This window comes from Paracoccus sp. (in: a-proteobacteria) (assembly GCF_047605025.1).
In the GTDB taxonomy this organism is placed as follows: domain Bacteria; phylum Pseudomonadota; class Alphaproteobacteria; order Rhodobacterales; family Rhodobacteraceae; genus Paracoccus.
This window is the reverse complement of the sequence record NZ_JASGGO010000027.1, coordinates 1-26,356: the sequence shown is the minus strand read 5'-3', so window position 1 is coordinate 26,356 and position 26,356 is coordinate 1. Positions and strand designations below refer to the sequence as shown.

Below are 26,356 nucleotides of genomic sequence, written 5' to 3'. Positions count from 1 at the left end.
AAGGAGGGGCGCGGGTGGCGACATGCGTGCCGGGGCGGGCATTGATCCCGGTGACACATCACGGGAATGCGGCATGGAACAAGGGGTTCCGAGCAAAACCGGCGATGCCCCGTTCCAACCGCGCAAACCAAGCGGCCCGGCACGAACGCCGCCTGCCAGCGCTGCCGATCACTTTCGACAGACCCGCCTTTCCGCAGCAGCCCCCTGCGCGGAAACCCATGTCATCCCGTCGGCAGCGGCACGTCGTGATTCTCGATCAGGACGGCGGAGATATCGTCGTTGCGCTTGCCGGCAGCATAGTTCGCGGCCGACCAGCAGATCGATTCCAGCAACGCATTGCCCTTGAGCGTGGCGTTGGTGCGCATGATCGCGTGCAGCCCCTCATCGCCCAGCGGCTCGCCACGGCTGTTCTCGCTTTCGATCAGGCCGTCGGACAGGATGAACAGCCGCTCGCCACGGCCCAGGCGCAATTCGACCTCCTCGAATTCGGCATCGGCGAAGACCCCCACGGGCATGCCGCCCCGCCCGATTCGCGTGATCGTGCCATCGGCATGCTGCAACACCGGATGCGGATGGCCCGCCTGGACCAGCCGCATCCGTCCCGAAACCACGTCCAGATCGGCATAGACCATGGTAAGGTAATTGTCCGTCCGCAGTTCATCCAGCATCAGGCTGTTCAACTGCCGCAGCACCTCCGAAGGCGGGCGCGCCTCGCTCTGGCCACTGCTGGTCGCGCGCATCGCGATATTCGTATCCGCCCCCGAGGATAAAAGCGCCGCCAGCCGCGCGCTGAGCAGGGCGGCGGTGATGCCATGGCCCGAGACATCCAGCGCGAACAGCCCGACCTGCCGGGCATTGATCTGGAAGAACCCGACCAGATCGCCGCCGATATGGCCGGCGGGGCGCATCAGCAGCGACAGTTCGAAATGGCCGAACTGGCCGTTACGCTCGCGCACGAGGCCTTGTTGCAGGCGCTGCGCCTCGCGCAGGTCGTGGTCGATCGCGGCCTGGGTCTCGCGCAATTGGGCCAGCGTGGCCTTCAACTGGTCATTGGCGCGGCGCAGGCTCTCCTCCATCCGCAGGATACGCTCGCCCGCCGACAGCCGCGCCAGCAGTTCCGCGCCCGAGACCGGCTTGGTCAGGAATTCGTCCGCCCCCGCCCGCAGGCCCTCGGCCACCTCCTTCTTGTCCTCGCGCGAGGTCAGAAGGATGAAATACCCGTATTGATCCGCCCGCATCTCGCGGAACCTGCGGCAGAAATCCAGCCCCCGCTCACCGGGGGTCTTCCAGTCCGAAATGACGATATCGGGCCGCCGCTGGGCACAGATCCGCATCGCCTCTTCGGGGGTTTCGGCCTCCAGCACGTCATAGCCCGCGCGCACCAATTGCACCGCCAGGGTGCGCCGCTGCGCCCGACTTTCATCGACAAGCAGCACCAGCCGCCACACGGGCGGAGCGGGTCGGACGGAGGGGGGAATCTGATTCACCATGCAGCAAGCTCTAAGCCATAAGCTCTCAATAGCCGGTTAATCGCGAAAATTCTTAGAATCCACACGCAAGAGGCGTAAAGCATGCTAGGGATGGCGTATTGATTCATCTTTGAGCTGCTGAAATGCTGGATTGGAACCGCATCCGCGAACTGCGCGACGAGGTCGGCGAGGACGAGTTTCGCGTCATACTTGAACTGTCGCTGGATGAGGTCGAGACGGTGATGGTTCGCCTTTCCATAGGTTGCCCGATGGGGCTGGTCGCGGATCTTCATTTTCTCAACGGCTGCGCCAGCAATCTGGGGCTGCAATGCCTGAGCCTGCTTTGCGGGCGGGGGGAAAAGCTGGCCAGCCAGAACAGACTGGCCCAGGCCGATCTGGATGAGTTGATGGAAAGCTATTCCGCCTCGAAGCAGCGGCTGATCGCCGAACTCGCGGCCGAGAGGCTGGTCCAGCGACGGGCATGATGGTGACTATCATCGGCAAAACATAGGCTTTCCCGCGTGGGTCGGGCTGGTCCGCAGAAGTTCGGCGCGATCCCCGGCCGGGTCACCAGGCAAGGCGGCCGTTACCTGCGGATGCTGCGGCATAATAGCTTATCGCGCTTTATCAGGGAACGGCCTTTCGGGTGTCCGGCAGGGGGCCAGGGATGCCAGTGGGCCAAGCGGCTGGCCAGGATGCGCCTGCGCGGGATCGCCCGCGCTTATGAAAGCGGCGGCTTTCACCCCTCGCCACGGCCCGGCGGACCACCCTCAGCCCAGGCGGGACAGGAACGCGCGCGATCCGGGGTCGGCCACCAGCCTGCAAGCGGCGGTGATCGAGACCCAATGCGCGCTATGCCCTTTTTCGCGGGGCGCGCCCAGCCGCGTCACAGGACGCGCGAGCCAGATCTGGCAGAGCTTCTCGGCCCAGAAGCCATATTCGGGCATGTAGCAATAACGCCGATAGGCCCCGATGCGCCGCGCGCCGCCGATGCGCCAGCCGGTTTCCTCGGCCACCTCGCGATGCAGCGCGGCAAGCGCCGATTCGCCCGGATCGATTCCCCCACCGGGCAATTGGAATTCGGGCACGGGTGATTCCTGGAATGTCAGCAGCAACCTTCCGTCCCGAGGCAGGATCGCATAGGCGCCCGGACGCAGGCGATAGGGACGGTGGCCGGGCGGCGGTCCGAAACGCGGGATCATGAAAGCTCCTTCCTGGCCGGATAGAAACCCAGAAAGCGCCCCGATCAGAGCGGAAAGTCAAGCGGTGGCGATCCTGTCCAGGTCGCCGCGAAAATCATTCATCGAAATGACAAAAGCCCTGCAAGCTATTCAGCTTGCAGGGCTTTTATTTGGTGCCCAGGAGAGGACTCGAACCTCCACGCCTTGCGGCACACGGACCTGAACCGTGCGCGTCTACCAATTCCGCCACCTGGGCAGGTGGTGTGAGCGGCTGATTAAAGGGACTGGCGGGGGGCGTCAATGGGGCCTGCCGAAGTTTTTTGACGCGCATACGATTTTTTCTTTGCCGCGCTCGTTCACCCCTGTCACAGACTGGCATTCTGCCGCTCGGCGGCGGCCGTCGGGATCTGGACTTACCGCCCGGCACCTTATTCGGAGCACAGGTTTTAAAGATGGAAGACATTGCCGCGCGCATTTGGGACGCGATCGTCATCGGCACCGGCATCGGTGGGGGCACGGTGGGGCGGCGGCTGGCAGAGCAGGGCCTGTCGGTGCTGTTCGTCGAGAAAGGCCCGGATCTGGGCGATTCCCGCATCCCGGCGCTGGCGCTGGACCAGGCCGATCCCGAATTGCGGCTGGCCAATGGCGCCTGGCCCCGGCTGATCTCGGCCGAGCTGGACGGCGCGTGGTGCGAGTTGGACGGCATGATCGGCGCGGGCGTGGGGGGCACCTCGGTTTACTACGCGGCCACGCTGGAACGCCCCGAGCGGCACGACCTGGACGCGACCGAGGACCACCCCCACCCCACCGGCGGCTGGCCCGTCGGCTATGAGGAGATGCGGCCCTGGTTCGAACTGGCCGAACGCTATTACCAGATCAGCGGCGAATCCGACCCGCTGGACCCGGTGCCCGCGAACCTGCCCGCGCCGCCCCGCGCCCTGCCCAGTTCGGACGCCCGGCTGATGGAGGATCTGCGCCGCGCGGGGATGCATCCCTATCAGACCCATATGGCCGCCCGCTTCGTGCCGGGGTGCGAGAATTGCTTTGGCCAACGCTGCCCGCGCCGCTGCAAGATGGACGGCCGCTCGGCCGGGGTGCTGCCCGCGCTGGAAACCGGGCGCGCGACGCTGCTGGACCGCTGCACCGTCACCCGGATCGAGGCGGATTCGCAGGGTGTCACCGGCCTGACCTGCCTGCGCGGCGGCCAAAGCCTGACGCTGCGCGCAAGGCGCTACATCCTGTCGGGCGGCGGCCTTGGCTCGCCCTCGCTGATGCTGCGTTCCAGCAGCGAGATCTGGCCCCAGGGCCTGGGCAACCGCTATGATCTGGTCGGCCGCAACCTGATGTTCCACCTGAGCGAGATCATCGCCATATGGGCCGGGCGCGGCAAGGGCGAGGCCGGGGCCTCGCGTTCGATCAGCATGCGCGACCTTTATTACATGAAGGGGCAACGCTTCGGGACGGTGCAGTCCATGGGACTGGTCGCCGGCTATGGCGAGATCCTGCACGCGATGCATTCGCGCTTTGACCGCTCGGCCCTGCGGCGGCTGCGGCCGCTGCGGATGGGGCTGCGGCTGCCCGCGCGGATCGTGGCGCAGGTGCTGGGGCAGGCCAAGCTGTTCGTGGGCGTGCTTGAGGATCTGCCCTATCCCACCAACCGGATGATCGCGGATCCCGGCGATGCCGACGCGCTGCGCTTCCATTACGATGTCTCGGACGAGTTGCAGCGCCGCCGCACCGCCTTCCGCGACGCCATGCGCAAGGCGTTCCGGCCCAACCACGCGATGTTCATGGGCACCGCGCCGCAACTGAACTTCGCCCATCCCTGCGGCACGCTGCGTTTTGGCGACGACCCGACCAGCAGCGTGCTGGACCGCGACTGCCGGGTGCATGGGCTGTCGAACCTTTATGTCGCGGATAGCAGCTTCATGCCGACCTCGAACGGGGTGAACCCCAGCCTGACCATCGCCGCGAACGCGCTGCGCGTCGCCGACGCAATCGCGCTGAGCATGCGCCCACGGCTTGCCGCTGCGGGCGAGCTTGGGTAATGGATCAAGAAAGCCAGCCATTCCAGCAGGAAGGCCATTCCATCACGAAGGGAGCGAGAGCCATGTCCACAGCCAAGCTTGTCACGATCTATGGCGGGTCCGGTTTCCTGGGCAGACAGATCGCCCGGCTCATGGCCGCGCAGGGGTGGCGCGTGCGCGTCGCGGTGCGCCGTCCGAATGAGGCGGGCGTGGTGCGGACCTATGGCGCGCCGGGCCAGATCGAGCCGGTGCCCTGCAATATCCGCGACGATCTTTCCGTCGCCGCCTGCATGACCGATGCCGATGCGGTGGTGAATTGCGTGGGTATCCTGGTGCATCAGGGCAAGAACACCTTCGACGCCATTCATGACGAGGCCGCGGGCCGCATCGCCCGGCTGGCGGCGCAAGCGGGCGTGGCGCATTTCGTCCATGTCTCGGCACTGGGGGCGGATGCCGATTCGGACAGCCTTTACGCGGCCTCGAAAGCGCGGGGCGAGACGGCGGTGCTGGCCCACCGCCCGGACGCGGTGATCCTGCGGCCCTCGGTGATCTTCGGATCAGACGACAATTTCTACAACCGCATCGCCAGCCTGTCGCGGCTGGGGCCGGTGCTGCTGCTGCCCGGCGCGCAAAGCGAGCTCCAGCCGGTCTATGTGATGGACGTGGCCGAGGCTGCGGCGATGGGCATCACCGGCCGCGCCGCGCCCGGCATCTATGAGTTGGGCGGCCCCGAGGTGCTGAGCATGGCCGACATCGCGCGCCAGGCGCTGGCGGCCATCGACCGCCGCCGGCTGGTGCTGAACATGCCCGGTCCGCTGGCGCGCGCCCTGGCCTCGGCGCTGGACAGCGTGCAAAGGCTCAGCGGCGGGCTGCTGACCAACAAGCTTTTGACCCGTGACCAGCTTCGCGCGCTGCAAAAGCCGAACCGCGTCGCCGCCGGCGCCAAGGGCTTCACCGATCTGGGCATCGCGCCCACCGCCCCCTCGGCGGTGATCGGGGAATATCTGTGGCGTTTCCGCCCCACGGGGCAATATGAGGCGATGACCTCGACCGCAAAGAACCTGCGTCAGAGCTGATGGAACACAATACGTTGATTGCCGCCCTTCTGGGTCTTCTGGAAGGGCTGACCGAGTTCATCCCGGTGTCCTCGACCGGCCATGTGCTGCTGGCGGGGCATTTCCTGGGCTTTGATTCGCCGGGCCGCGCCTTCGAGGTGCTGATCCAGCTTGGCGCGATCCTGGCGATCCTGGGCGTCTACGCCGGACGACTGTGGCGGATCTTTTCCAGCGCGCCGCAGGATCCGCGCGCCCGGCGCTTCATCCTGTCGGTGCTGGTGGCCTTCCTGCCGGCCGTGGTGATCGGCGTGCTGGCCCATGACCTGATCAAGACCGTCCTGTTCGAGACCCCGCGCCTGATCGCGATCATGCTGATCCTGGGCGGGTTCGTGCTGCTGTTCGTGGACAGGATGGCGCGCAGCCCGCGCTATCACGCGGCCGAGGATATTCCGGTCCCGACCGCCTTCGGCATCGGGCTGGTCCAGTGCCTGGCGATGATCCCCGGCGTCTCGCGCTCGGGCGCGACCATCGTGGGTGCCTTGCTTATGGGCGCGGACAAGCGTTCTGCCGCCGAATTCAGCTTCTTCCTGTCCATGCCGACGATGCTGGGCGCTTTTGTCTATGATCTCTACAAAAACCGCGACATCCTGGATGCAGCAGCCGCAGGAAACATCCTTGTGGGCTTTGTCTGCGCCTTCCTGTCGGCGCTGGTCGTGGTGCGGGTGCTGTTGGGCTATGTCTCGGCACATGGCTATGCGGTCTTCGCTTGGTGGCGAATCATCGCCGGAACCCTTGCCTTGCTGGCTCTGACCGTGTTTGGGTAAACTAAGCTGACCTAATTTCCGCTCTTCCGGCGCCATATCGGCGGCGCCGGGAAGAAAAATCGTCATTTAGGTCAGTAATGCTGACTTTTAATGCGCCCCGCCCTGTTTTATCAGGCTTTACACAAGCCTTGCACAGAAGGACGCGCAGCCATGGCCACGCAGAAGATGCTCAAGTTCGTCACCCTCTCGCGCGAGATGCCCGAGAAACGGGACGCCGCATCCCGCTCGGAAGATTTCCACGAGATCTATCGCGAGTTCGCCTCTGCCAAAGCCACGGAACAGGCCAGCCGTTGCAGCCAATGCGGCGTGCCCTATTGCCAAAGCCATTGCCCGCTGCACAACAATATCCCCGACTGGTTGCGCCTGACCGCCGAGGGGCGCACGCAAGAAGCCTATCTGCGCAGCCAAGAGACCAACACATTCCCCGAGATCTGCGGCCGCATCTGCCCGCAGGACCGCCTGTGCGAGGGCAACTGCGTCATCGAGCAATCCGGCCACGGCACCGTGACCATCGGCGCGATCGAGAAATACATCACCGATACCGCCTGGGAAAACGGCTGGGTCAAGCCGGGCCTGCCGGTCCGGGAACGCGCGGAATCGGTGGGCGTCATCGGCGCGGGTCCGGGCGGGCTTGCCGCCGCCGACCGGCTGCGGCGCCAGGGCTATCAGGTCACGGTCTATGACCGGCACGACCGCGCGGGCGGGCTGCTGATCTATGGGATTCCCGGCTTCAAGCTGGAAAAGGAAGTGGTCGAGCGGCGCACCCAGCAATTGCGCGACGCGGGCGTCGAATTCGTGCTGAACACCAATGTCGGCCAGGATATCAGCTTCGACGCCATTCGCGGCAAGCATGACGCGGTGCTGATCGCCACCGGCGTCTACAAGACCCGCGACCTGGACATCGACAATGCCGCCGCCAGGGGCGTCGTGCGGGCGCTGGACTATCTGACCGCCTCGAACCGGATCGACCTGGGCGACGAGATCCCCGATTACGAGGATGGCGAGCTTAACGCCAAGGGCAAGCGCGTGGTCGTCATCGGCGGCGGCGACACCGCCATGGACTGCGTGCGCACAGCCATCCGCCAGGGCGCGCAATCGGTGAAGTGCCTGTATCGCCGCGACCGCGCGAACATGCCCGGATCGCAGCGCGAAGTGCAGAATGCCGAAGAGGAAGGTGTTGAGTTCGTGTGGCTTTCCGCCCCCGGATCTTTCGCGGGCCATGTCACCGGCGAGGCTATGGAAGCGCAGGAACGCGACGTGGACGGCGATGTCCCGACCATTGCCTCGGTCCGTATCCAGAAGATGCGGCTGGGCGCGCCCGATGTCTCGGGTCGGCAATCGCCCGAACTGATCGAGGGCGCGGATTACGACGAACCGGCCGATCTGGTGATCAAGGCCCTGGGCTTCGAACCCGAGGAGCTGCCCCGGCTTTGGGGCGTCGAGGGGCTGGAAGTCACCCGTTGGGGCACGATCAAGGCCGATTACCAGACGCATCAGACCAGCCTGCCCGGCGTCTTCGCGGTGGGCGATATCGTGCGGGGCGCAAGCCTGGTGGTCTGGGCGATCCGCGACGGCCGCGAGGCCGCCGACAGCATCCTGGGCTATCTGTCTGGCCCGGCCCGCGTCGCCGCCGAATAGGGCCGTGACCATGCTGCACAGGGCATACACAGCCGATACACCGCGCGCCCACCGGCGGCGCGTGCGCGGTCAGGCCCCGAAAGCGGTGGGAGTAGCAGCCTGGCTGACATTTCTGGCCCCGCCGGTCCTGGCGGCGAACTTCACCCCGCCGCAGGGCTGCAAGCTGGAGTTGACGATCCAGAATCGCGGCTGCGCCGTCTCGCAGCATTACCGTTGCAAATCGGACGCGCCGGGCGACCAGTGGGTGGTCTATTTCACCCGCGAGGGGGCGACCTATCGCTCGCGCATCGATGCCGAGACGCGCTGGATGGAAAGCACCGACCTGCGCACCGGCCTGACCGACATGCTGGAAGCGGGCGCGGCGGACGATGCCTCGTTCAGCACGCTGCTGCGGACCGGGCGGGACGATTTCGACTTTCACACCCATGCCAGCAATGGCGAGCGGCTGCACCATGTCGGCCGCGACGAACTGACCGGCGAGAAGGTCGAGATCGACGGGGTGGCGCTGGAGATCACGCGCTTTCAGCTTACGACCTATAACGACCAGGGCGACGTGCTGATCGAGCGCCAAGGCCAGCAGTTCATCAGCCGGGCGCAGGGCCGGTTCTATGGCGGGGTCGAGACCTCGCGCGATTGGACCGGCGCCCAGGAAAGCAGCAATGACAGTCCGGTGACGTTCGCGTTCCCCGGACAACCCGGCTTCGGCGCGACCACGCCGGAATATGATTGTGACCTACAGATGGTCGGCGGCAAGGGCGCCGACATCCTGAGGCAGCTTTTGAAGGAGGCACGGACGTGAAGGACTGTGAAAACATGAGCTGGGAACAGCAGGAACAGGCCCGCCGCGACTGGATGGACCAGCATTCGCTGTATCGTGCCGAGGACGAGCATTCGTCCTGTGGCGTCGGCCTGGTGGTGAACCTGGACGGCAAGTCCAGCCGCAAGGTGGTCGAGGCCGGGATCAACGCGCTGAAAGCGATCTGGCACCGCGGCGCGGTCGATGCCGACGGCAAGACCGGCGACGGCGCGGGCATCCATGTGCAGATCCCCGTCCCCTTCTTTTACGACCAGGTGCGCCGCACCGGGCACGAGCCGGACCAGTCCAAGCTGATCGCGGTCGGCCAATGCTTCCTGCCGCGCACGAATTTCGCCCAGCAGGAAGCCTGCCGGACCATCGTGGAATCCGAAGTGCTGCGCATGGGCCATTACATCTATGGCTGGCGGCATGTGCCGGTGAACACCAGCGTCCTGGGCGAAAAGGCCAACGCGACCCGCCCCGAGATCGAGCAGATCCTGATCCGCTGTGAAAAGGACATCGACGGCGAGCAGTTCGAGCGCGAGCTTTACATCATCCGCCGCCGGATCGAGAAGGCGGCCATCGCCGCGCAGATCGCGGGCCTTTACCTTTGCACGCTGTCCTGCCGCAGCATCATCTACAAGGGCATGATGCTGGCCGAGCAGGTCGCGGAATTCTATCCCGACCTGAGGGATGAACGGTTCGAATCGGCCTTCGCCATCTATCACCAGCGTTATTCCACCAACACCTTCCCGCAATGGTGGCTGGCCCAGCCCTTCCGAATGCTGGCCCATAACGGCGAGATCAACACGCTGAAGGGCAATACCAACTGGATGAAAAGCCATGAGATCCGCATGGCAAGCGGCGCCTTCGGCGAGATGGCCGAGGATATCAAGCCGATCATCCCCGGCGGCTCGTCGGATTCGGCCGCGCTGGACGCGGTGTTCGAGGTCATGGTCCGCTCGGGGCGCTCGGCGCCGATGACCAAGACCATGCTGGTCCCCGAGGCATGGAGCAAGGCCACGACCGACATGCCGCGCGCCTGGGCCGACATGTATGCCTATTGCAACGCCGTCATGGAGCCGTGGGACGGCCCCGCCGCGCTGGCGATGACCGATGGCCGCTGGGTCTGCGGCGGGCTGGACCGCAACGGGCTGCGGCCGCTGCGCTATGTCGTGACGGGCGACAACCTGCTGATCGCGGGTTCCGAGGCCGGCATGGTCCCGGTGAACGAAACCAGCGTGCGCGAAAAGGGCGCCCTGGGACCGGGGCAGATGATCGCCGTGGACATGGCCGAGGGCCGGCTGTTCCACGACCGCGAGATCAAGGACTATCTGGCCGCCAGCCAGCCCTTCGACGAATGGCTGGAAAAGGTCGTCCATCTGAACGAGGCCATGCGCGACCTGCCCGAGAAGCTGAGCTTCACCGGCGAGGAATTGCGCCGCCGCCAGATCGCCGCCGGCTACACGGTCGAGGAAATCGAATCGATGCTGTCGCCCATGGCCGAGGACGGCAAAGAGGCGCTGGCCTCGATGGGCGACGACACGCCGCCCGCCGTGCTGTCGGGCCAGTATCGGCCGATGTCGCATTTCTTCCGCCAGAACTTCAGCCAGGTGACGAACCCGCCGATCGACAGCCTGCGCGAGACGCGGGTGATGAGCCTGAAGACACGGTTCGGCAACCTCAAGAACGTTCTGGACGAATCCAGCGCGCAGACCGAAATCCTGATGCTGGAAAGTCCCTTCGTCGCGAATGCCGAATTCGCCGAGATGATCCGCATGTTCGGCGAGACTGTGACGCAGATCGACTGCACCTTTGCCGATGGCGCCGGCCCCGAGGCCATGGGCGAGGCCCTGGCCCGCATCCGCGCCGAGGCCGAGGATGCCGTGCGTTCGGGTGCGGGCCATCTGGTCCTGACCGATGAGAAGGTCGGACCGGACCGCATCGGCCTGCCGATGATCCTGGCGACCAGCGCCATCCATTCCTGGTTGACCCGCAAGGGGCTGCGCACCTTCTGTTCGCTGAACGTGCGTTCGGCGGAATGCGTCGATCCGCATTACTTCGCGGTGCTGATCGGCTGCGGCGCGACCACGGTGAACCCCTATCTGGCCCAGGACACCATCGCCGAGCGTATCGAGCGCGGCCTGCTGGGCGGCACGCTGATCGAGAATATCCGCAATTATCGCGACGCCATCGACGCGGGCCTGCTGAAAATCATGGCCAAGATGGGGATCTCGGTCCTGTCGTCCTATCGGGGCGGGCTGAACTTTGAGGCGGTGGGGCTGTCGCGCGCCATGGTGGCGGAGTATTTCCCCGGCATGCAGTCGCGGATCTCGGGCATGGGGCTGCATGGTCTACAAGCCAAGCTTGAGGACATCCACCACAAGGGCTTCCATTCCTCGACCACGGAATTGCTGCCGGTGGGCGGTTTCTACAAGGCGCGCCGCTCGGGCGAAAAGCACGCCTGGGAAGCCAACACCATGAAGATGCTGCAAATCGCCTGCGACCGGGCGTCCTATGACGTGTGGAAGCAGTTCACCGCGACGATGCGGGCGAACCCGCCGATCCATCTGCGCGATCTTTTGGACATCAAGCCCCTGGGCAAGCCGGTGCCGCTGGAAGAGGTGGAATCGATCACCTCGATCCGCAAACGCTTCGTGACGCCGGGCATGTCGCTGGGGGCGCTCTCGCCCGAGGCGCATATGACGCTGAACATCGCCATGAACCGGATCGGCGCGAAATCCGATTCGGGCGAAGGCGGCGAGGATCCGGCGCATAGCCATCCGCTGCCCAATGGCGACAACCCCTGCGCCAAGATCAAGCAGGTCGCCTCGGGGCGGTTCGGGGTGACGGCGGAATATCTGAACGCCTGCGAAGAACTGGAAATCAAGGTCGCCCAAGGGGCCAAGCCCGGCGAGGGCGGGCAATTGCCCGGCATGAAGGTCACCGACCTGATCGCGCGGCTGCGCCATTCGACCAAGGGGGTGACGCTGATCAGCCCGCCGCCGCACCACGACATCTATTCGATCGAGGATCTGGCGCAGCTGATCTATGACCTGAAACAGATCAACCCGCGCGCCAAGATCACGGTGAAGCTGGTGGCCAGTTCGGGTGTGGGCACCATCGCGGCGGGCGTGGCCAAGGCCAAGGCGGACGTGATCCTGATCAGCGGCCACAATGGCGGCACCGGGGCCAGCCCGGCCACGTCCATCAAGTTCGCCGGCCTGCCGTGGGAGATGGGCCTGACCGAGGCGCATCAGGTTCTGGCGATGAACCGCCTGCGCGACCGGGTGACGCTGCGCACCGATGGCGGGCTGCGGACGGGTCGCGACGTGGTGATGGCGGCGATGATGGGGGCCGAGGAATTCGGCATCGGCACCGCCGCGCTGATCGCCATGGGCTGCATCATGGTGCGGCAATGCCAGTCGAACACCTGCCCGGTGGGCGTCTGCACCCAGGACGAGCGCCTGCGCGCGATGTTCACCGGCTCGGCCGACAAGGTGGTCAACCTGATCACCTTCTACGCGACCGAGGTGCGGGAAATCCTGGCCAGCATCGGCGCGCGCTCGCTGGACGAGGTGATCGGCCGCGCCGACCTGCTGACCCAGGTCAGCCGGGGCGACAAGTCGCTGGACGATCTGGACCTGAACCCGCTGCTGATCACCGTCGACGGCTCGGAAAAGATCGTCTACGACCGCACCAAGCCGCGCAATGCCGTGCCCGACACGCTGGACGCCGAAATCATCCGCGACGCCAGCCGCTTCTTCAGCGATGGCGAGAAGATGCAGCTTAGCTATGCGGTCCGAAACACCCTGCGGACCATCGGCACCCGCACATCGTCGATGATCGTGCAGACCTTCGGCATGCGCAACAACCTGCAACCCGACCACCTGACCGTGCGCCTGACCGGCAGCGCGGGCCAGTCGCTGGGTGCTTTCGCGGCGCCGGGCCTGAAGATCGAGGTTTCGGGCGATGCGAACGACTATGTGGGCAAGGGCCTGTCGGGCGGCACCATCACCGTGCGCCCGCCGATGGCCAGCCCGCTGGTCGCGGCGGACAACACCATCATCGGCAATACCGTGCTTTACGGGGCGACCGACGGCTATCTGTTCGCCGCCGGCCGCGCGGGCGAGCGTTTCGGCGTCCGCAACTCGGGCGCGACGGTGGTGATCGAGGGCTGCGGCAGCAACGGTTGCGAATACATGACCGGCGGCATCGCGGTGATCCTGGGCCGGATCGGCGCCAATTTCGGCGCCGGCATGACCGGGGGCATGGCCTATCTTTACGACCCCGAGGGGCTGGCGCGGGATTATATCAACCCCGAGACGCTGATCCTTTGCCCCGTGACGCAATCTTTCTACGAGGATCAGTTGAAGACCCTGATCGAGCGTCACGCCAAGGAAACTCTTTCGCGCCGCGCCGACGAGATCCTGCAAAACTGGGAAACCGAAAGGGCGAACTTCCTCCAGGTCTGCCCGAAAGAGATGCTCCCGCATCTGAAACATCCCATCGCGGAAGTCGAGGATGTGCGGGCAGTGCCGGCGGAGTGATTGAAAAGGGGCCGAAAGGCCCCTTTTCCTTTACAGATCCCCCGTGCCCCAGAATGGCGACTGCGGCCCGCCAAGGGCCGGGCCGCATTGCATTGCCCAATCCACTTTGGTTTTAGGCAGCGTTTCCTGTCGCCATCCTCTGGCTGACGGTTCAGGGCCAACGATGCAGGGCCAGCGATTTAGAGATGGGTCGATGCGGCCCAACTTTGCCCAACACCCGACGATACCCACGCCCCGATCTGGTAAAGTGGGTCAAGGACGAGGGCTCTGCGGCCGGCGCATGGTGAATTCGACGCTGACGATCCCTATCCGGCGCCTATGACGGCGGACCGCTTCGAAACAGGCGGATCGCGTGACGGCCCACCGGGCTGGCGTTGCTCCGCCCTTCGGTCTTAAGGGTTTAGCCCATCAACACGGTCTGCCGCCGCGTCTGGAAGGCATAGCGACGATTCGCCCGCGCATGATCATGGTGCTGAACAGAAATAGTTTCCGTCCCGGCCCCGGTTCCTCTTGAAATCCCACCTGACGATGATCCGGGCAGATCGCCGGCGATATGGGAAAGCCCGCGCCCCGGCCCTGTTAGCCTGTTCCGAAACAAGCCCCATATCTGCGTCGAACGGGACTTCATACCTTGGAAAGTGCTGATAAATCGGGCCACTTTCAAGGAAAGTGGTGCCGGTGAAGGGACTCGAACCCCCGACCCCATCATTACGAATGATGTGCTCTACCAGCTGAGCTACACCGGCACTTCGCTATGTGCCGCGCCGGATAGCAGGTTCCGGCGCGGGCGAAAAGGGGCTATCGGATTTTTTTCCCCAAGATCCGGGAATCCTCGCCTGGCGGCTCGACATCGGGACGCACCGGGACCAGTTCGGCATCCTCTGCGATATGCGGCCGGGCCGGGCCGGTGGGCGATGCCGGGGGCGGCTGGATCTCGGCCGCTTTCGGCGCCGGAGCGGGATCGGGATCGGTCACGGTCATCGCAGGCTCGGCCTCGGCGGAGCGATAGTCCGATTCGCGCGGAACCATGCCAGGCGCCACGCGCGGAGCCTCGGGCGGTTTCGGCGCGGCGGGCTTCGCATCCGGCACCGCTGGCGGGGGGGCGCCCTCGTCATCGCCGATCATGCCGGGGCGGCTGCGCGGCGGGGCCGCTGGCACGGGGGCCGACGCTTCGGCCGGGGCGGTGCCGACCAGCAAAGGCAGCAATTCGACCCCGTTCGGGGTATAGCCGCCCGCCGCCGTGGCGCGGTCCGGCTCGCGCCAGGTCAGGGTGTCGAAGCCGCCGCAACTGTCGCAGATGGGTGCCCAATCGGCCATCACGTTATGGCATTTGTCGCAGACCCATTGCGGACCGCGGCTGGCCGTCATCGCCCGTGCCAGCGTGCCGCGCACCACGGCGTCGTTGGCGCCCTCGCCCCGCTCGACCGCCGCCAGGATCGAGAGCGAGCGCACCGTCGGGTGCGCCTGAGCCAGATCGCCCAGGGCGCGCCGGGCGCCTGGGAAATCCTCGGCGGCCAGCAAAAGCTCGGCCTTCAGCAGACGCGATTCCTCGTCCTGGGGGTTCTTGCGGATCAGATCCTCGAAGCGGCGCAGGCGCGCGGCGGGGGATTCGTCCGGCACGATCTCGGCATAGGTGGCGGCGATCGAGGGATGGGGCCGCACGCTCCAGGTTTTTTGCAGGACACGGCTGGCGTTGCGGAAATCGCTTTGCGCGATATAGCCGCGCGCGGCCAGCACCGCCGCCGGGATCAGGTCGGGGCTGGCGCGGTTAGCCGAGATCGCGGCCTCGCGCGCGCTGATCGAATTGCCCTCGGCCAGAACCTCGGACGCTTCTTTCAGCGCCAGCACGGCATCGCGGCGGATATGAACATCCTGCGGCAACTGCCCCTGCTTGCGCTTGTCCTTGAGGACCTTGCGCGCGCCCTTCCAGTCGCCCTCCTTGGTCTGGAGCTGCAACAGCGTGTCCTGGACATCGGCATGACGCGGCTTCAGAGCATAAGCCTTCTGCGCCAGCTTCAGCGCAGTGGCGGTGTCGCCCTCGTCCAGCTTCTGGCGCATCAGCCCGCGAATGCCGACAAAGCGGGTGCGGTCATCGCCCAGAAGCCGGCGATAGACCTCGGCGGCCTTGCGGCTGTCGCCGGCGACCTCGGCGGCCTGGGCGGCCAGAAGGTCGGTGACATGGGGCTGGTTCAGGAATTTCGCGGCCTTCGCGGCCTTGTCCTGGGCCAGGCGCCCCTCGCCCGAGGCGACGGCAAGCATGCCCTCGGACAGCGCCTCGTAACCCTTGCGCTCGCGCGTGCGGGCGAAATAGCGGTCGATGGCGGTTTCATCGCCCAGAACGAAGCGCAGGAAGGCGACGACCAGGCCGATCAGCTTGACCACGACCCAGCCCAGGATCAGGACCAGCGCCAGCGCGATCAGCGCCTGCACCGGGCCAAGCGAATATTCCACGCCCCCATAGACCATGCGCAACGCGTGGCCGTTTTCGGCCAGATGCACGGCGCCCAGGGCGAGGGACAGGATGACGGCGAAGAAAAGCAGGATTTTCAGTGCGGAAAGCAGCATGTTCGACCCCTTACTGCACAGCGGCGGCAAGGCCCGCCAGCGCCGCGTTCGCCTGGATCCAGGTCTGGGCTCGGGCGGTCCATGCCGCCATCGCCTCTTGTCCCGGCTGCGGCAAGATCGCGATCTGGGCCAGCGCATCGCCGATATTGCCCGTCTCGACGGCGGCATCGGCGCGCGACAGCACGGCATCGGGATCGTCGCCCTCGCGCGGTTCGACCGAGCGGGCGCCGGTCTGCACGCGCAGGAAATTGCTGATCCGGTCCAGCGCGCCCTCTTGCGCCGAGACCGCCTTGATCGAGGCGGCAAGGCCCGCCCGCGCCGCCTCGGGGAATTCGCTGCGAAGCTGGTCGAGGCGCGGGATCTCGCCGGTCAGAACGGCGGGCACCTGGACACCGGCCCCGCCAAGGTCGGCCAGGGCCTGTTCCCGCGGGGCGGCATTCTCGATGGCGGCTTGCAGGGCGGCTGCGGCGGTGGCGGCCAGGGCACGGCGATTCGCGGCCTCGGTGCTGCTTTGCAGTTCCTGCGCCTGCCGGGCCAGGTCCTGGACCTGCTGGGCGGTCGCGGGATCGACGGTCGGGCGGGCGGCCAATTCGTCGATGCGCGCCTGCTGCTCGCCAAGGCGCGCGGCCAGTTCATCCAGCGCGCCCGGCGGAATGCCGGGACCTGCCGGCGCGGGGCCGGGATTGGCGTGCAGGTTGGTCAGCGCCTGTTCCAGCGCGGCGATTCTTTCGCCCACCTCGGCGGGGAGGGCCACGGGCGCGCCCGGCGCGGGGGGCGGCGTGTCGGCCAGGATCTGGCGGGCGGCATCAGCCCCGGCATCGGCGGCACGCCTGGTCAGCGCCTCGCCCTGATTTTGGAACTCGGCCTGCACGGCATCGGCCGCGGCCCGGCGAGCGGCGGCGTCAAGCTGACCGTCCGGCACGGCGACCTGCGGGACCGGCTGCCAGGCGGGGGGCAGATGCGGGATGGCCCAGTAGCAGGCGGCGGCGCCCAGTCCGGCCGCGACAACGCCGCCCAGGAAGGTCGGCACGAGACCGCCCCGACGCTCGACCACGCGGGTTTCGATCACCTTGGGCTGAGGCGCGGGGATCTCGGCGACGCGGGATGAGGCCGGCGTGGCTTTCGGCGTCTCGGCTGCGGGCTTTGCGGCTGCGGGCTGATCGGCACCTGGACCGGGTTTGGCGCCATCTTGCGCGGGTCCCGTCACGGGAAAGCCGCTGGCCGCAAGAGGCTTATCGGCCTGTTTCTCGACTTGTTTCTCGGCGGGCGGCGCCTCTGCGGCGGGCGGCGCCTTGGCCTGGGCGGCGGGCCGGGCACTGCCCCCCCCCTCTCCGACAAGATTCGATTCGATCACGGGCTGCGGTTCGGATTTCGCATCCGCCGCCTTGACGCCCGGTTTCAGCCCGGATTCGACGGGCCGGCTGTCGATGACGCTGCCCTGGACTGCGGGCTTCTTGCCTTCGGTTCCCGGGGTCGCGGCGCCCTGACCATTCTGACTGTCTTGATCGTTCACTTGTTTTCCCCGTCTCCGTTGAGCCTTCGTGATCCCGGCGCGGCGGTTTTCCCTGGCCCTCTGCTTCGGAATTATCATGCCATTGAAATCAGTCTAGTCATCCGCTGATGACGCCTCAACCACCGATCAACCGCTGAATCATGGCGATTGTTCCTTAGGAAGCAGACGCGCGATCGCCAGGCGCATGGCTTCGGCATCCGGCGTCTCGGCCCCAAGGCGAACGGCCGGGACAGGCCCCCCCGCCGCGTCCCAGGCCGAAAGCGCGGCGGCGCTGATCCCGACAAGCCACAGCACCGCGCGCGCGCCCTCCGCTTGTCCCGCCAAAAGCCGGGCCGAGCGGGGCGAGAACAGCGGCAGGATCACCGGCCCCTCCCCCGCCAGCACCGCCCGCCCCGCCGCGTCCAAAGGCTGGGCCACCTGATCATAGACCACCACGCCCGGCACCGGCAAAGCCCGCGCCACATGACGGCCATGCGGGTGCAGCCAGCCCGGCGGAATCCCGCGCAGCATCGGCAAAAGCCCCCGCGCGTCGCCCGGCCCCCGCGTGACGGCGAAACCAGCCTCGCGCGCGGCCTCGGCCGTGCCCGGCCCGACGCACAGCGCCGGGCGGCCCCGCCCCGGCCCCGCCGCCGGCAGCGCATGGATCGAGGTCAGCACCAGCCCCGGCGCCCGCGCCAGCGCCGCCGCGTCATGGGCGACGGGCAGGATCCTCAGCACGGGCGAGATCACCACCCGCAGCCCCGGCAGGTCCAGCCCCGCGGCAAAGCGTCGCGCGGCGGCTTCGGGGCGGGTCAGCAACAGGATCGGCGGCGGCATGGCATTCGGCCCGCTTGGGTGCTAGGTCTTTCATGCCTAGGCGCTTGGCCGGGTGGCGACAAGGATCAGCATGTCAGTGACCTTCCTGGGGATCGAAAGCAGTTGCGACGACAGCGCCGCCGCCGTGGTGCGGGGCGACAGAACCATCCTGGCCTCGGTCGTGGCCGGGCAGACGGCGTTGCATGCCGATTTCGGCGGCGTCGTCCCCGAGATCGCCGCCCGCGCCCATGCCGAAAGGCTGGATCTCTGTGTCGAGCAGGCGCTGCGCGAGGCCGGCGTGGCGCTGCGCGACCTGGACGGGATCGCGGTCACGGCGGGGCCGGGGCTGATCGGCGGCGTGCTGGCGGGCGTGATGCTGGCCAAGGGGCTGGCCGCCGGCGCGAACCTGCCGCTGGTCGGCGTGAATCATCTGGCGGGCCATGCGCTGACCCCGCGCCTGACCGATGCGGTGGCCTATCCCTATCTGATGCTGCTGGTCTCGGGCGGGCACTGCCAGTTCCTGCGGGTCGACGGCGCGCAGGAATTCACCCGGCTGGGCGGCACCATCGACGACGCGCCCGGCGAGGCGTTCGACAAGGTGGCAAAGCTTCTGGGCCTGCCCCAGCCCGGCGGCCCCTCGGTCGAGGGCGCGGCCCGCGCGGGCGATCCGCGCCGCTTCGCCTTTCCGCGCCCGCTGCTGGACCGTCCGGGCTGCGATTTCAGCTTCTCGGGGCTGAAGACGGCCGTGCTGCGCCAGCGCGATGAACTGGTCGCGGCGCAGGGCGGTCTGCACGAACGGGACCGCAGCGACATCTGCGCCGGGTTCCAGGCCGCAGTGGCCGATGTGCTGGCCGAAAAGACCCGCCGGGCGCTGGCCGAAAGCGGGGCGCCGGTCCTGGCCGTCGCGGGGGGCGTGGCCGCCAACCAGACCCTGCGCGCCGCGCTGGAGGCCGTCGCGCGCGAGGCGGGCGCGGACTTTCTGGCGCCGCCGTTGCGGCTTTGCACGGACAATGCCGCGATGATCGCCTGGGCGGGAATCGAGGCTTTCGACGCCGGCCAGCGCGACGGCATGGACCTGGCCGCGCGGCCGCGCTGGCCGCTGGACCGAGGCGCCGCGCCGATGCTGGGCGCGGGCAAGCGGGGGGCCAAGGCATGAGCATCGCGGTGATCGGGGCGGGGGCCTTCGGGACGGCGCTTGCGGTGGCGCTTGCGACCAGGGGTCCGGTGACGCTGTGGGGGCGGGACGTGGATTGGCCCGAGCGCCGCAATCCGCGCCTGCCCGGCGTCGCCCTGCCCGACAACCTGCGCCTGACCGCGCGGCTGGACGATTGCACCGCTCCGATCCTGCTGCTGGCGCTGCCGGCCCAGGTGCTGCGCGGATTTCTGGCCGAACAGGCGGCGCGACTGGACCGGCGCAAGCTTGTCAGCTGCGCCAAGGGGATCGACCTGGCCAGCCTGACCGGCCCCTCGGCCCTGATCCGCGCGGCCTGCCCCGGCGCCACCGTGGCGGTGCTGACCGGGCCAAGCTTCGCCGCCGACATCGCGCGCGGCCTGCCGACCGCGCTGACGCTGGCCTGCGCCGACCCCGAGGCGGCCGAGGAATTGCAGCGCGAGCTTTCGACCGGCACGCTGCGGCTTTACCGCACCACCGACGTGGCGGGCGCCGAGCTTGGCGGCGCGCTGAAGAACGTCATCGCCATCGCCGCCGGCGCCGCCATCGGCGCGGGCTATGGCGACAGCGCGCGGGCCAGCGTGATCACCCGCGGCTTTGCCGAGATGACACGTCTGGCCGCCGCCCTGGGCGCACGCCCCGAAACGCTGACCGGCCTTTCGGGGCTGGGCGATCTGGTGCTGACCTGCACTTCCGAGCAGTCGCGCAATTTCCGCTATGGGCTGGCGCTTGGCGCGGGCCGGGAATTCGACGCGGCAACCACCGTCGAGGGCGCCGCCACCGCCCGCGCCGTCGCCGCATTAGCCCCGAAGCTGGGGATAGAGCTTCCCGTCTCGGCGCTGGTCGCAGGGCTTGCCGAGCGGCGCATCGCCATGGAACATGCCCTGGATATCCTGCTCAACAGACCCCTGAAGGAAGAGTGAACCATGCCTCTTTTCGCACTGATCTGCCGCGACGCGCCCGGCATGCTGGAGACCCGCCTGGCCGTGCGCCCGCAACACCTGGACTGGCTGGGCCAGCGCGCGGGCTTGCAGTTCGCCGGCCCCTTCATCGAGAACGGCCAGCCCTGCGGCTCGCTGGTGGTGGTCGAGGGCGAAAGCCTGGACGAGGTGCGCGCCTGGGCCGCGCGCGACCCCTATGCCGAGGCGGGCGTCTTCGACTCGGCCGAGGTCCGCGAATGGCGCAAGGTGATCGGCTGATGGCGTATTGGCTTTTCAAGTCCGAGCCGAACGTGTTCAGCTTCGACGACCTGATCGCCAAGGGCGAGGCGGGCGAGGAATGGGACGGCGTGCGCAACTATCAGGCCCGCAACAACATGCGCGCCATGAAGCTGGGCGAGCGCGGCTTTTTCTACCACTCGAATATCGGCAAGGAGGTCGTCGGCATCTGCGAGGTGGTGGCGCTGGCCCATCCCGACAGCCGCGCCCAGGATGCGAAATGGGAATGCGTGGACATCAAGGCGGTGGCGCGGCTGAAACGGCCCGTCACGCTTGACGAGGCCAAGGCCGAGCCGCGCCTGGCGCAGATGGTGCTGGTGAACAATTCGCGCCTGTCGGTGCAGCCGGTGGGCGACGCGGAATGGCAGGCGGTGCTGGACATGGCGGGCGGCACCCAGGAACCCTGACACGCGCGCCCCGACAGTCGCGAAACGGCAAGGCATCCGGCATCGCCGGCACCCAAGGAGATGACATGGCACGCGGACCCAAAGTCACCGAGGACCGCCCGACCACCCGGCAGGTCGGCGCGCTCAGCGCGCTCTGGCCCTTCATCCGGCCCTATCGCGGGCTGATGCGGGCGGCGCTGCTGGCGCTGGCGCTGACGGCGGGGATCAGCCTGATCCTGCCCCTGGCGGTCCGCCGCGTGGTCGACGGCTTCGACCGGGGCACGCATCTTCTGGACCAGTATTTCGGCGCGGCGCTTGGCATCGTCGCGCTGCTCGCCCTGGGGACGGGGCTGCGCTATTACCTGGTCACGCGCCTGGGCGAGCGGGTCGTGGCCGATATCCGCAGGGCGGTCTTCGACCGTGTGATCGCGCTTAGCCCCGCCTTCTACGAACGCGTGATGACCGGCGAGATCATCAGCCGCATCACCACCGACACCACGCTGATCCAGTCGGTCATCGGCTCATCGGTGTCGATCGCGCTGCGCAACCTTCTGATACTGATCGGGGGCATGGCGATGCTGGCCTGGACATCGCTCAAGCTCTCGGGACTGGTGCTTTTGCTGGTGCCGCTGGTGGTGGTCCCGATCATCGTGCTGGGGCGGCGGCTGCGGATGCTTTCGCGCCAGAACCAGGACTGGATCGCGCAAAGCGCGGGGGCGGCGACGGAAAGCCTGCTGGCGGCCCAGACGGTGCAGGCATTCACCTATGAGGCTCCGGCGCGGGCGCGCTTCGGCGAGGTGACCGAACGGTCCTTCGACGTGGCGCTGAGGCGGGTGCGCACGCGCACGGTGATGACGGTCATCGTGATCTTCCTGATTTTCGCGGGCGTGCTGGGCGTGCTCTGGGTCGGCGCGCGCGACGTGCGGCAGGATCTGATGACGCCGGGCGAACTGGTGCAATTCGTGATCTATGCCGTTCTGGTCGCCGGCTCGGTCGGGGCACTGTCCGAGATCTGGGGCGAATTGCAGCGTGCCGCCGGCGCGACCCAGCGGCTGACCGAACTGCTGACGGCCAGGGATACGATCGCGGATCCCGCCCATCCCGTGCCCCTGCCCCGCCCCGCCAAGGGCCGCATCCGGTTCCAGGAAGTGACCTTCCATTACCCGTCCCGGCCCGATATCTCGGCGCTGGAAGGGATCACGCTGGACATTCCGGCGGGCCAGACCGTGGCGCTGGTCGGACCGTCGGGCGCGGGCAAGACCACGGTGATCCAGCTTCTGCTGCGCTTCTGGGACCCCGCCTTGGGACGGGTGACCATCGACGGGATCGACCTGCGCGACATGGCGCGGACGGATTTTCGGCGCGAAATCGCGCTGGTGCCGCAAGAGCCGGTCATCTTTGCCGCCACCGCGCGCGAGAATATCCGCTTCGGCCGCCCCGACGCCTCGGATGCCCAGATCGAGGCGGCGGCGCGCGCCGCCCATGCGCATGACTTCCTGTCCGCGCTGCCCCAGGGCTACGATACCCCTTTGGGCGAACGCGGCGCGATGCTATCGGGCGGCCAACGCCAGCGCATCGCCATCGCCCGCGCCATCCTGCGCGATGCCCCGATCCTGCTGCTGGACGAGGCGACCAGCGCGCTGGACGCGCAATCCGAACGGCTGGTCCAGGCCGCCGTGGACGAGTTGTCGCGCGCCCGCACCACGATCATCGTGGCCCACCGCCTGGCCACCGTGAAGAAGGCCGACCGGATCGTGGTGTTCGACCATGGCCGAATCGTCGCGCAGGGCCGGCATGACGAACTGGTCGCCCAGGGCGGGCTTTACGCGCGGCTGGCGCGGCTGCAATTCACCGAAGGCGCCGAGGACCTGAGGGCGGTGGGCTGAAAGCCCGCTAGCGCGGCGCGCCATATACCGCCGCCCAGAACACCGTGCGCCCATCCGCGCCGATGGCGCGACCGATGCCCACCTCGCGTATCTGAGGGATCAGGATATTATCCAGATGCCCCTGCGAATTGCTCCAGGCATTCAGCACCTGGCCCAACCCGAAAGGCCCGGCGGCGATGTTTTCGGCGGTCATATGCGGGGCATAGCCAACGGCCTTGACGCGCTGCGCCGGCCCCTTGGTGCTGGTGCCCACATGGCTCATCAGCCCACGCGCGGCCATGTCGCAGGCATGCCTCGCCGCCGCCTGGCCCAAGGCGGCATTGGCCGCGACCGGCGGCAGGCCCCGCGCCCGACGCTGGGCATTGGTCGCATCCGCCGCCGCGCGGTTCGCCGCCATCGAGGGCGCCTGACAGCTTGGCCTGCCCGGCGCGCTGGCCTGGACATCGGAATAGCCCTTGGGATGATGCGAGAACGCTCCGCTCTCGGGCGCGGCGCAGCCGGCAAGGCCGCCCAGGACCAACAACAGGGTAACCGGCGAAACCGGCAAGGGATGGGTCATCAGGAACTCTCCTTCCAGTTGACGGCCAATATGAACTATTTAGTTTAGAATGGTCAATTAGCCTTCCCCCCGGCCAGGGCTTTACGGAACTGGTCGTGCAGTATTACGTTGTCAGTGTTGAAATTTCGTTGAGGAGGCCGACATGGCGATTTGGGATTTTGTTAAAGATGCAGGGAAATCCATCTTCGGCGGCGAGGCCCAGGCGGCCGAGGCGCCAAAGGCCGCGACCCCCGCCCCCGAGGATGAAACCCAGCGCAAGGTCGATGCCTTGAAGGCCGAGCTGGCGCAGTTGGGCCTGACCGCGAACGACGTTCACCTGACCTTGCGGGGCAGCGACACCGTGATCGTCAAGGGCAAGGCCCGTGACCAGGAAACGCTGGAAAAGCTGATCCTCGCGGTCGGCAACATCAAAGGCATCGCCCGCGTCGAACTGGCCCAGGAGCCCGGCGAGGCATCGGCGCCCGAGGGCGCCCAGCCCGTCTTCCACACCGTCAAGAAAGGCGAGACGCTTTCGGCCATAGCGAAGCAATACCTTGGAGATGCAAATCGCTATCGCGACATCTTCGAGGCCAACAAGCCCATGCTGAGCGATCCCAACAAGATCTATCCGGGCCAGACCCTGCGCATTCCGCGGAAATGAGCTGACGCCGCGTTTCGGCGGGACCGACGCCGGGGCTCGACCCTTGCCCCGGTGATGGTTTATGCAGCAATCTCCTTGCCGGAGGTCCACGCCTCCAGACGATCTGGGAGGAAGTCATGGCCAAGTTCGCTACCGCCGCCGACCGCGATGCTGTCGAGGCCGAGATGGCCTATGCGCAAAGGGATGTGCCGGCATCGGTTTATCAGATGCTCAGCCGCACGCGCGAACGTTTCGGAAACCGTCCGGCGATAAGCTTTCAGCTTCTGTCCGATCCCAGGTCCAAGGCCGTGACCCTGACCTGGAACGAATTTCACGAACGCGTGACCGAGACCGCGAACCTGCTGCGCGCGCTGGGGATCGGGCCGACCGACGTGGTGGCCTATCTGCTGCCCAATGCGCCCGAAACGCCGGTGATCCTGCTGGCCGGAGCGACCGCCGGGATCGTCAATCCGGTCAACCCACTGCTGGAGGTCGAGCAGATCGCCTCGATCCTGCGCGAGACGCGCGCCAAGGTGCTGGTCACGCTGAAACCTTTTCCCAAATCCGACATCGCCCAGAAGGCCGCCGATGCGGTGGCGCTGGCACCCGGTGTCAAGACCGTGCTTCAGGTCGATCTGCGCCCCTATCTCTCGGGGATCAAGCGGCTGGCGATCCCTTTCGTCCGCCCCAAGCTTGAGGCCAAGGGCCAGGCGAAATACCTGGATTTCGACGCGGCGGCCAGCGGGCAGCGCCACAATCGCCTGAACTTCGACGAGCCCGAAGGTGATCGCGTCGCCGCCTATTTCCACACCGGGGGCACCACCGGCCTGCCCAAGGTCGCGCAGCACAAGCAATCCGGCATGGTCTACAATGGCTGGCTGGGCGCGCAGATGCTGTTCACGCATGAGGACGTGCTGATGTGTCCGCTGCCCATGTTCCACGTCTTCGCCTCCTATCCGGTGCTGATGTCCTGCCTGGCTTCGGGCGCGCAACTGGTCATGCCCACCCCCGCCGGCTATCGTGGCGAGGGCGTGTTCGACAGTTTCTGGAAACTGATCGAGCGTTGGCAGGCCAGTTTCCTGATCACCGTTCCGACCGCCATTGCCGCGCTGATGCAGCGCAAGGTCGATGCCGATGTCAGCAGCCTGAAAACCGCGATCTCCGGTTCGGCGCCGCTGCCGATCGAGCTTTACAACCGCTTCAAATCCGCCACCGGGGTCGAGATCGCCGAGGGCTACGGGCTGACCGAGGCGACCTGCCTGGTATCCTGCAATCCCGTGGAAGGGTTGAAGAAAGTGGGCTCGGTCGGCCTGCCCCTGCCCTATAGCCATGTCCGCATCCTGAAGAAGCAGGGCGAGGGGTTCCGGGAATGCGCCACCGACGAGGTGGGCGAGATCTGCGTCGCCAGCCCCGGCGTCTTCGAGGGCTCGACCTATACCGAGACGGACAAGAACCGCGAGCTTTTCGCCGAGGGGCGGTTCCTGCGCACGGGCGACCTGGGACGGCTGGACGCGGATGGCTATCTGTGGATCACCGGCCGCGCCAAGGATCTGATCATCCGCAGCGGCCACAATATCGACCCCGCGATGATCGAGGATGCGCTGCTGTCCCATCCCGCCGTGGCCTTTGCCGGCGCCATCGGCCAGCCCGACAGTTTCGCCGGCGAACTGCCTTGCGCCTATGTCGAGCTGGTGGCGGGGGCGCAGGTCTCGGTCCAGGAGTTACTGGAACATGCCCAGGCCCATATCCCCGAGCGCGCGGCTTTGCCGAAGCATATCGAGATTCTTGGTGAGTTGCCTAAAACCGCGGTCGGCAAGATCTTCAAGCCGGACCTGCGCAAGCTGGCGATCAAACGCGTCTTCGACCAGGCGCTGACCCAGGCGGAACTGCCCGTTCAGGTCACCGAGGTCGTGGACGACAAGAAACGCGGACTGGTCGCGCGGTTGGGCCCCAAAGGCCAGGCCGACGAAAAGGCCCTGACCGATTGCCTGGGACAGTTCATCCGGCCTTGGGAATGGGAGTGAATGCGGGCCGGCCGAATACCTGACCTGATCGTAAGCGTGGAGCCATGCGCGTGGGTTACTGCCGTTTTGTTGGGGGTTTAT

Annotated in this window: 20 protein-coding genes and 2 tRNA genes; 14 read left to right on the top strand and 8 right to left on the bottom strand. The window is 67.0% G+C overall.

Annotation, left to right across the window (positions count from 1 at the left end):
• Positions 1-221: 221 nt before the first annotated feature.
• Positions 222-1,436: a PP2C family protein-serine/threonine phosphatase gene (locus QM682_RS14690; RefSeq protein WP_415131023.1), complete on the bottom strand. Its 1,215-nt coding sequence runs from the start codon at positions 1,434-1,436 to the stop codon at positions 222-224.
• 176 nt (positions 1,437-1,612) lie between these two features.
• Between QM682_RS14690 and QM682_RS14685 the strand changes: the two genes are divergently transcribed.
• A complete protein-coding gene (locus QM682_RS14685; RefSeq protein WP_415131021.1) occupies positions 1,613-1,954 on the top strand; it encodes an Hpt domain-containing protein in 342 nt (113 codons plus the stop codon).
• Positions 1,955-2,239: 285 nt separating this feature from the next.
• Here QM682_RS14685 and QM682_RS14680 read toward each other — a convergent pair whose 3' ends face one another.
• Positions 2,240-2,671 (bottom strand): NUDIX domain-containing protein, encoded by a 432-nt coding sequence (locus QM682_RS14680; RefSeq protein WP_415131019.1) that lies wholly within the window; start codon positions 2,669-2,671, stop codon positions 2,240-2,242.
• A 150-nt stretch (positions 2,672-2,821) separates the two neighbouring features.
• Positions 2,822-2,906: transfer RNA gene (locus tag QM682_RS14675), tRNA-Leu, on the bottom strand.
• A gap of 196 nt (positions 2,907-3,102) precedes the next feature.
• Here QM682_RS14675 and QM682_RS14670 point away from each other — a divergent pair.
• From QM682_RS14670 to gltB, 6 genes are all read left to right on the top strand, one after another.
• Positions 3,103-4,698 carry a GMC oxidoreductase gene (locus tag QM682_RS14670; RefSeq protein WP_415131017.1) on the top strand — a complete coding sequence of 532 codons (1,596 nt, stop codon included), beginning with the start codon at positions 3,103-3,105 and terminating at the stop codon, positions 4,696-4,698.
• Positions 4,699-4,760: 62 nt separating this feature from the next.
• Positions 4,761-5,753: a complex I NDUFA9 subunit family protein gene (locus tag QM682_RS14665; RefSeq protein WP_415131015.1), complete on the top strand. Its 993-nt coding sequence runs from the start codon at positions 4,761-4,763 to the stop codon at positions 5,751-5,753.
• Positions 5,753-6,556, top strand: a complete 804-nt coding sequence (locus QM682_RS14660; RefSeq protein ID WP_415131013.1) for an undecaprenyl-diphosphate phosphatase — start codon at positions 5,753-5,755, stop codon at positions 6,554-6,556. Before QM682_RS14665 ends, QM682_RS14660 begins: the two co-directional genes overlap by 1 nt.
• A gap of 150 nt (positions 6,557-6,706) precedes the next feature.
• On the top strand, positions 6,707-8,194 hold the full coding sequence (locus QM682_RS14655) for an NAD(P)-dependent oxidoreductase (RefSeq protein ID WP_415131011.1): 1,488 nt from the start codon (positions 6,707-6,709) through the stop codon (positions 8,192-8,194).
• Between the two features lie 10 nt (positions 8,195-8,204).
• Positions 8,205-8,993 (top strand): hypothetical protein, encoded by a 789-nt coding sequence (locus tag QM682_RS14650; protein WP_415131009.1) that lies wholly within the window; start codon positions 8,205-8,207, stop codon positions 8,991-8,993.
• A 14-nt stretch (positions 8,994-9,007) separates the two neighbouring features.
• Entirely contained in the window at positions 9,008-13,540 is a 4,533-nt protein-coding gene (gene gltB, locus QM682_RS14645) for a glutamate synthase large subunit (protein WP_415131007.1), read from the top strand.
• Between the two features lie 670 nt (positions 13,541-14,210).
• Here gltB and QM682_RS14640 read toward each other — a convergent pair.
• The 4 genes from QM682_RS14640 to QM682_RS14625 form a co-directional block, all read right to left on the bottom strand.
• A tRNA-Thr gene (locus QM682_RS14640) sits at positions 14,211-14,286 on the bottom strand.
• 52 nt (positions 14,287-14,338) lie between these two features.
• The gene (locus QM682_RS14635; RefSeq protein ID WP_415131005.1) at positions 14,339-16,105 is read right to left on the bottom strand and encodes a heme biosynthesis protein HemY; all 1,767 of its coding nucleotides are present in this window, start codon (positions 16,103-16,105) and stop codon (positions 14,339-14,341) included.
• A gap of 10 nt (positions 16,106-16,115) precedes the next feature.
• Complete coding sequence (locus QM682_RS14630) at positions 16,116-17,618, bottom strand: COG4223 family protein (RefSeq protein WP_415131003.1); 1,503 nt, start codon at positions 17,616-17,618, stop codon at positions 16,116-16,118.
• A 138-nt stretch (positions 17,619-17,756) separates the two neighbouring features.
• Positions 17,757-18,434 carry a uroporphyrinogen-III synthase gene (locus QM682_RS14625; RefSeq protein ID WP_415131001.1) on the bottom strand — a complete coding sequence of 226 codons (678 nt, stop codon included), beginning with the start codon at positions 18,432-18,434 and terminating at the stop codon, positions 17,757-17,759.
• Between the two features lie 64 nt (positions 18,435-18,498).
• On the opposite strand from QM682_RS14625, the gene tsaD reads away from it, so the two are divergent.
• From tsaD to QM682_RS14600, 5 genes are all read left to right on the top strand, one after another.
• Entirely contained in the window at positions 18,499-19,569 is a 1,071-nt protein-coding gene (gene tsaD / locus QM682_RS14620) for a tRNA (adenosine(37)-N6)-threonylcarbamoyltransferase complex transferase subunit TsaD (RefSeq protein WP_415131080.1), read from the top strand.
• Positions 19,566-20,507: an NAD(P)H-dependent glycerol-3-phosphate dehydrogenase gene (locus tag QM682_RS14615; RefSeq protein ID WP_415130999.1), complete on the top strand. Its 942-nt coding sequence runs from the start codon at positions 19,566-19,568 to the stop codon at positions 20,505-20,507. The genes tsaD and QM682_RS14615 overlap by 4 nt, the downstream gene beginning before the upstream one ends.
• 3 nt (positions 20,508-20,510) lie before the next feature.
• Positions 20,511-20,783, top strand: coding sequence for a YciI family protein (locus QM682_RS14610; RefSeq protein ID WP_415130997.1), 273 nt, complete (start codon positions 20,511-20,513; stop codon positions 20,781-20,783).
• Positions 20,783-21,208 (top strand): EVE domain-containing protein, encoded by a 426-nt coding sequence (locus tag QM682_RS14605; protein WP_415130995.1) that lies wholly within the window; start codon positions 20,783-20,785, stop codon positions 21,206-21,208. Before QM682_RS14610 ends, QM682_RS14605 begins: the two co-directional genes overlap by 1 nt.
• 65 nt (positions 21,209-21,273) lie before the next feature.
• Entirely contained in the window at positions 21,274-23,073 is a 1,800-nt protein-coding gene (locus QM682_RS14600; RefSeq protein WP_415130993.1) for an ABC transporter transmembrane domain-containing protein, read from the top strand.
• 7 nt (positions 23,074-23,080) lie between these two features.
• On the opposite strand, the gene QM682_RS14595 is transcribed toward QM682_RS14600, so the two are convergent.
• Positions 23,081-23,632: a CAP domain-containing protein gene (locus QM682_RS14595; protein WP_415130991.1), complete on the bottom strand. Its 552-nt coding sequence runs from the start codon at positions 23,630-23,632 to the stop codon at positions 23,081-23,083.
• A gap of 142 nt (positions 23,633-23,774) precedes the next feature.
• Between QM682_RS14595 and lysM the strand changes: the two genes are divergently transcribed.
• Complete coding sequence (lysM, locus tag QM682_RS14590; RefSeq protein ID WP_415130989.1) at positions 23,775-24,272, top strand: peptidoglycan-binding protein LysM; 498 nt, start codon at positions 23,775-23,777, stop codon at positions 24,270-24,272.
• 116 nt (positions 24,273-24,388) lie between these two features.
• The gene (locus tag QM682_RS14585; RefSeq protein WP_415130987.1) at positions 24,389-26,275 is read left to right on the top strand and encodes an acyl-CoA synthetase; all 1,887 of its coding nucleotides are present in this window, start codon (positions 24,389-24,391) and stop codon (positions 26,273-26,275) included.
• The last annotated feature ends 81 nt before the right edge of the window (positions 26,276-26,356 follow it).